Annotated in this window: 5 protein-coding genes; 1 reads left to right on the top strand and 4 read right to left on the bottom strand. The window is 51.0% G+C overall.

From position 1 onward, the window contains the following. Positions 1-2 precede the first annotated feature (2 nt). Positions 3-638 (top strand): potassium channel family protein, encoded by a 636-nt coding sequence (locus WBV27_RS10505; protein ID WP_424201863.1) that lies wholly within the window; start codon positions 3-5, stop codon positions 636-638. A 645-nt stretch (positions 639-1,283) separates the two neighbouring features. On the opposite strand, the gene WBV27_RS10500 is transcribed toward WBV27_RS10505, so the two are convergent. The 4 genes from WBV27_RS10500 to WBV27_RS10485 all read right to left on the bottom strand — a co-directional run. Next, a complete protein-coding gene (locus WBV27_RS10500) occupies positions 1,284-2,561 on the bottom strand; it encodes a S1C family serine protease (RefSeq protein WP_424201866.1) in 1,278 nt (425 codons plus the stop codon). A 396-nt stretch (positions 2,562-2,957) separates the two neighbouring features. After that, positions 2,958-3,746: an MBL fold metallo-hydrolase gene (locus WBV27_RS10495; protein WP_306416430.1), complete on the bottom strand. Its 789-nt coding sequence runs from the start codon at positions 3,744-3,746 to the stop codon at positions 2,958-2,960. Between the two features lie 148 nt (positions 3,747-3,894). Continuing rightward, entirely contained in the window at positions 3,895-5,415 is a 1,521-nt protein-coding gene (locus WBV27_RS10490) for a pyruvate kinase (protein WP_424201861.1), read from the bottom strand. Positions 5,416-5,547: 132 nt separating this feature from the next. Further along, positions 5,548-6,947, bottom strand: a 1,400-nt coding sequence (locus tag WBV27_RS10485) for a DUF2207 family protein (protein ID WP_424201859.1), incomplete at its 5' end; no start/stop codon positions are given.

Raw genomic sequence — 6,947 nt, 5'->3', positions numbered from 1 at the left:
GTATTTTCGGATCGACAATCGCAAAAACATTGAGCGAATTCGATTCGGACGTTATCGCTGTAGACAAGGATCCTGAAAACGTAAACCGTCTGGAACCATTCATTACTAAAGGAATCATCGGAGACGTTACGGATTTGGCCTTACTGGAATCGATTGGACTCGCTGACTGCGATGTGGTCGTGATCGCTACCGGTACCGTATTGGAAGCCAGCGTATTGGCCGTCATGAACTGCAAAAAACTTGGCATCAAGCATATCATCGCAAAAGCCAAAAACAAAAATTACCGTGAGGTTTTGGAGGCGATCGGCGCCGACACTGTCATCCTGCCTGAAAAAGAAACCGGGATGCGCGTCGCCAAAAACATCCTGCGTACAAACATTGAAGATGTGGTGAACTTGGATGACCAGACTTCGATCATTGAATTCTATCCTCCAGCTAAATGGGTGGGCAGAACACTGGGTGATTTGGATCTGCGCAACAAGTACGACATCAACATCATCGGCCTCCGCAAACACCGCGGCGAGCACCTGAATGTATCATTCTCAGGCGATTATATTGTGGACAAAGATATCGTTCTTGTGGGCATCACTGAATCTGATGTTTTTGAACGTTACGACTATTTGAACCAACTGACTTGATTTACTGCAGCATCCCGTTTTCGGGGTGCTATTTTTTTGGTTTTATGACCGGAATCAGCTTTTTGGTACACAGGTTTTGGATTTCGGCTTCCGTTATGCCCACTTCACACACTCAAATCACACCTTATCCACACCAGTTATCCACATGTACACACGTTCCCCCGTTATCTAGTGGTAGTATTATTTCCGGCCACATCATCTTGATTATTCTTAAAATGAAATATCCTCCTACCCACACAGTTATGCACATACCCTATTGAGCAATCAAATTGAATATCAACCCTTATTTACCAACGATTAATCCTCCCTTTTCACATGGAGGTACATTTTTATACACAGACTTATCCGATTTCTGTGGATAACTTCCATTTTCAGAAAGCACCGCTCCCATCGTCATTTACGCGTTTTGCACACAAAAACTTTTTTTCCACAGAAATTATCCACACTCATGTGGATTTCTGCTCTTTCGGGGGTAGTTTCTTGGTGTAAGATGGATAACTTGGACTTATTCATCTTTCCGGATCCAATTCCCTGCCTAGCTCCCCCACTACAACCAACAACCACAAACCCCAAAACACAAAACACCCCGCGCGGCTGATCTCAAGAGAAGCCATGCGGGGTGTTCAACATTCATTATTTTTCAGTTTATTCGGCTGAGGTCTGTCCTTCGGTCAGTGTTACGGTCGTTGACTGCAGCGTGCCTCCGCGGTAATAGGAGATTTCCACATCGCTGCCTACTTCCAGTGCATATAGGATTTTGCGCAAATCGACGATGCTCGTTACGGCTTCGCCGTTCATTTCCGTGATGACGTCGTATTGTTCCAATCCGCCCAATTCAGCTGCGGACAAGGCTTGGACTTCAGCGATGACGACGCCTGCCGTCACATCCTCAGGCAGAGTAAGGACCGAACTTTGTTGGGACGCGGAGATCTGGGAGAGATCCAGCATGGATACACCCAGGATCGGACGGATGATTTCGCCGTTTTGTTCCAATTCGTTGATGATGGTCAGGACATCATTGCTCGGAATCGCAAAGCCCATACCCTCAACGTTTGAATCGGATATCTTCATCGAGTTGATGCCGATGACCTGGCCGGCGATGTTGATTAGGGCGCCGCCGGAATTACCCGGGTTGATTGCAGCATCCGTCTGTAGTGCCGTCACATCCCAGTCGACGATGCTGTCCCCATCCACATCTGTGGACACGGAACGGTTTTTGGCTGAAATGATGCCTTGCGTGACCGAAGTCGCAAACTCAGTTCCAAGCGGAGAGCCGATTGCGATGGCCGGTTCGCCGACATTCACGGCGTCCGAATCACCGAAGGAAGCCACCGCGGTGACGCTTGTTGCCGGGATCGTCAAGACGGCCAAATCGGTCCAGACATCACTGCCGACGACGGTTGCTACTTCTTTCGTGCCGTCCTTCATCAGGATCTCTAGCTCATCCGCCCCGTCGATGACGTGGTTGTTCGTCACGATATAGGCGAGATCGTCCTCGATTTTATAGATGACGCCGCTGCCTTCACTCGACGTCTCCAAAGCTCCGTTTGTGGTGTCAGAAGAGTTCTGCGGCAGGTCGAAGCCGAACATATTCGTGTTGCCTGCCTGCATATTGATGATGGAGACTACTGCATCCTGCACTTTCTCCACAGCGGCAGTCGTGTCGGTCGTCACATTGACGGCGACATCCGTCACGGTTTCGTTTACGGTGGTGTTTCCGGTATCGCCTGTCCCGGATCCGTTGCCGAGGATGCCTGAACCGAAGAGCAAACCTGCTCCGATCAGGGCGACCATCCCGCCGCCTATCAATCCGCCGACGATGCCGTTCCTGATCGGTGAATTTTTGCGGTCTTTCGGACGTCTGGATGACGCTTCGTTCTCGCTTACGCTGTTGTATACGTGTGCGCGTTCCTCTTTGTTCATCGTCGCTCTTGCGGCTGGTTCCGCAACTGGTTCTTCTTCGCTGGCCGTTTCTTCGACCTCAGTGTATTCTGCATCTATCTCTGTTTTTTCGGATAAGTCTTCTTGATTGTGATCAGCAGATGGAGCTTCGGTGGCAGTCGATTCAGTTTCCGTTTTATTGTACGTTTCTTGATCGAGCGGATTGTTTTTATTTTCTTCGTTCCTGTCCATTGTGATTCCTCCTTATCGTTCTACAAGATCAGTATAGTTCCTTATTTTGAATAAATTATGAAGATAGTAAGAGAATATTTCGGAAAATGGATTCTCGGTGAGATTATTGTATCATATCCGCGTACGCAAAAAGGAGCGGAATCACTCGACCCACCCCTTCTGCGATTGCATAATCCCGCCGCGCGACTAAACTCTGAAAAGTTCGGTCGGCTCGTCCGGATCGGTATCATATACAAAAAAATCTTCATTGACGCCCATGCCTTTTTGCATCAAGATGCTTTCGGCCGTATGGTGCGCCAGGGTCTTGATGTTGTTGTCCTTGCTCAAATGCCCGAGATAGATGCGCTTCGTCCGGTCGCCCAGCATTTCGGCGATGGCGGCAGCCCCATCCTCATTGGACAGATGGCCTTCATCCCCTAAAATACGCTGTTTCAGTGACCAAGGGTACCCGCCCATGCGCAGCAATTCCAAATCGTGGTTGCTTTCGATAAGGTACGCATCCGCATCCCGCAAAAGGCCACGCAAGCGGTCGCTGACATAACCGGTATCGGTCAACATGACCATCTGCTTGCCTTCATGATGGAAGGAATAGAACTGCGGCTCGGCAGCATCATGGGAAACGCCGAAGCTTTGGATATCGACATCGCCCAAAGTCAGCACCTGGCCCATCTCGAAGATATGCTTCTGCTCGGTCTTGACGTTGCCGATGATGTGGTCCATCGCCTTCCAGGTCGCTTCGTTCGCATAAAGATCCATGTGGTACTTGCGCGCCAAAACGCCCAAGCCATGTACGTGATCGCGGTGTTCATGCGTGACGAGGATGGTGTCCACATCCGCAAGGTTGCGATCGATCTTTGCCATCAAGCCGGCGATTTTCTTGCCGCTCAGTCCGCAGTCCACCAATATTTTCCGTTTGGGTGTCTCGATATAGGTGCAGTTGCCGGAACTGCCGCTCGCCAGGTAGCTGACGTGCATGCCCTCTTTTTCTATTGTTTCGATCAAAATTAGCCCCTCCAATACACCCATAAGTGTAACTTATTTTTTGGGAAATGCCAGTAATTTTTCTCCCTGTTAGGAAAAGTTAATCTTCGGCACTGCATGGGGAGGCCAAGCCGAAAGCTGCTTATTTTTTTGTTTTGCGCCAAGCCTTCTTGGCGATTTTGAGCGCACGCAGCTGGGCTGTCTTCTTCGAGCGGTTCTGTTGGCTCTGCACGAGGATCGCATCCAACAAGGTGATCCCCTCTTCCACAAAATCGCCCTTGTTCAGCATGACGCACTCCGCTTGTCCAGCCATCGTCGCATCCGACATCTCCGCCCGCGTAGGCACACCGTTCTTCACCATGTTCTCGAGTACCTGCGTGCTCCAGATGACGGGAATGTGCGCAGCCTCGCAGATCCAGAGTATTTCCTCCTGCAGTTCCGACAGCCTCAGGAAACCGGCCTCGGCAGCCAAGTCCCCGCGGGCGATCATGATCGCCAATGGGTTTTTGCTGGCAGCGGCAACGATCAGTTCCGGCAGATGATTCACGGCTTCCACCGTTTCGATTTTGATCACAAGTGGAATGGCTGCAGCCGCTTCACTTCCGACCTGCTCCGCCAAAGTTTTCTGGATGGCCACGATGTCCTTGCTTCCGCGGACAAAAGAGAAACCCAGGATATCGGCATCCTTTTCGGCAACCAACAGGTCTTCACGGTCCTTATCAGTCAGAATCGGCATCCTAAAAGTCGATTCCGGGAAGTTGAGCCCTTTCTGCGCCTTCACTCTGATCCCTTTTACCTTGGCTGCTTTGCCTACCTGCACGACGACACCTTGCGGCTTCTGTTCCACAACACGCCCTTCCAGGACACCATCATCCATGATGACCGGACTGTCTATTTTCAGTTCATCAAAGAGATTCAGGCTTTCGCTGAACACAATGATTGGATATTGTTTCAGATCATTAAAGGAAGCATCCGCCGTCAGGAAGAAGAAGTCCCCAACCTTGAGGCGCGGTTTATCCTTTTCGCTGATGACGGTATCCACCCGGATTTTCGGACCCGCGATATCAAAATAGATGCGGCAATTTTTGCCGGTAATTTTTTGGGCTTCTTGAAGATTTTCGATCATCTTCTTCCAGATAACACTGTCGTCATGGGCGCAGTTGATGCGGGCGATATCCATGCCGCGCTCCAGCAGGCGGACGAGAAATTCTGTATCCGCTGCGGCCTGTTCCGGGAGGGTGACCATTATGCGGGTCGTCCGGTGGTTCGGAGCATCACCCATCAAGGCATTCGCCTCGGTCGCCAGTTTTTTCCGGCCCGGGAATTTTTCGCTTGTTTTTGGATAGTCATCCAGCTGCTTAATTTCCCCTGACATCAGCGCCAAGTTGCGGACAATCGCATCCAGTTGTTGGAGCACTTTCGATTCCGTTCGTCCCAGTGAGGATAAGCCCCATTTGGACAGACGGCTCTGCAAGGGGCGGATATCCCTGCGGCGCAACGCCAGATAATAGGCAAGGTTTTTGCCGCTCAGTTGGAAGGAAGCCCGGGAAATGCCCGGCTCCCATTCCGCATAAAGGGCATTGCCTTCCTCATGGACAGCCTGACGGAGCGCCCGCATCTCCTCATATAACGCCTGCAATTCATTCCGTTCTTTCTCTTTCATCCTGTTCGCACCTCGACCTTTCATCATTTATAAAACGAAGGATTGTCATCTGGAAAATAGCTTGGTATCTGAAACAAAAACACCCTGCTCTGCTTCAGAATAGGATGTTTTCGAAAGTATGGACGGCGCTCGTCAGAATGCCCCACCGCCGGAACCGCCACCCGAACCGCCGGATGAACCCCCACCGAAACCGCCGCCGAAGCCGCTGCTGTTCGAGGAAGTCGGCATCGATTTGGTCACGCCTGTGTTGATGCTGTTGTTCAACGAAGACAGGAAGATGGCGTTGTTCATGTAGTAATAGCTGCCGAACGCGGAAGCTTGGATTTCATTCACCGGGAACTCGACCTGCATCTGCTTCATGACTTTGTCGGCCACTCCCAAAGAGACGGCATAGACCAAGAAATGATCCCATAAAGCGATGGATCCGACATCGCGCATCGGAAAATCACCCACGTCCTTCAGCATGTTGCGGAAGCCAGCCCATTCCTGCTTCGTCCGTTCCCCTTCGGCAGTCATGATCGGCTTGACAGCCACTGCCATAAGCTGGATGAAACTGAAAGCCGCACCCAAAACTGCGAGGACAATCGCCCAAGCGGTAAAGTTGCCGCTCATGATGCCGAAGAACACAACAGCGAACAAAAGGAAAATGTTTGCGACAAAAGCAAGGACCGCGAAGGCTACAGCTTTTTTGTTGTCCTTCGAACGATAGTTCTGGCGTTTCGGTGTGGCGACATCCATTACGCGCTCTTGCCATTTGACCCGATTCTCATTGAAGCGTTTGGCTTCAGTCGAATTGTCGGCGATGTTCTCGATATCATCGAGCGTGACGCTTTCCCCATCCCCGACATCGCTGATGAACCAATCCAATAGCAGCTTTTCATGGCTCAGGAGCGGGGCATTTTTTGTGTCCTTGATCTGCGTCAGACGGAAGGAGTCTTCCGGTGCTTTTTCCCGCCCGAAAATCCCTTTTTGGGGAATCTGTACCGGAAGGATCGTCAGATAGCCTTTCCGCACCAGATCCAGGATAGTCGCCGAAATGTCGGCAGCTTGCACATTCCCACTGAAGACGGCACCGTTCATGACGGCAGGAGTCATGTCCTCAGGCAATTCGTAGATATGATCCGGCAGATGGATTTCCTGCGGGATTTCTTTTCGCCTTGCTTTCCTTACCCACAAGAACACCAGAATCGGCAGAACCGGAGCGACTACCGCCAACACCGCGCTTAGAATTCCGTAAAGCCACGCATTGCGTTGCTCTTCTTCAGCCAATGCGGCTTCCTGAGCCAATATTTCATCGAATTTATCCTCGTTCACCACGTTCGGATTGTCTGCGGTGATGCTGGTCGGGAAGATCACATGGGCCTCCACGAACTGATTGGCCGGATTCTGCGGGACGTACAGCAGGACTTTTTGATTGTCTTCCAACGTCACTGTGCTGTTTTCATCGCCACCGTGGCCCCAAGCGCGCAATTCCTCTTCACCGGTCGCTTCCGGCAAAATAACGGTGACGTCCACATCGTTCAATGGATCCT

Origin of the sequence: Trichococcus sp., from assembly GCF_049589555.1 — a bacterium.
Classification (GTDB): domain Bacteria; phylum Bacillota; class Bacilli; order Lactobacillales; family Aerococcaceae; genus Trichococcus.
Note: the sequence above shows the minus strand (reverse complement) of the source record. Positions and strands in the feature narration are given on the sequence as shown.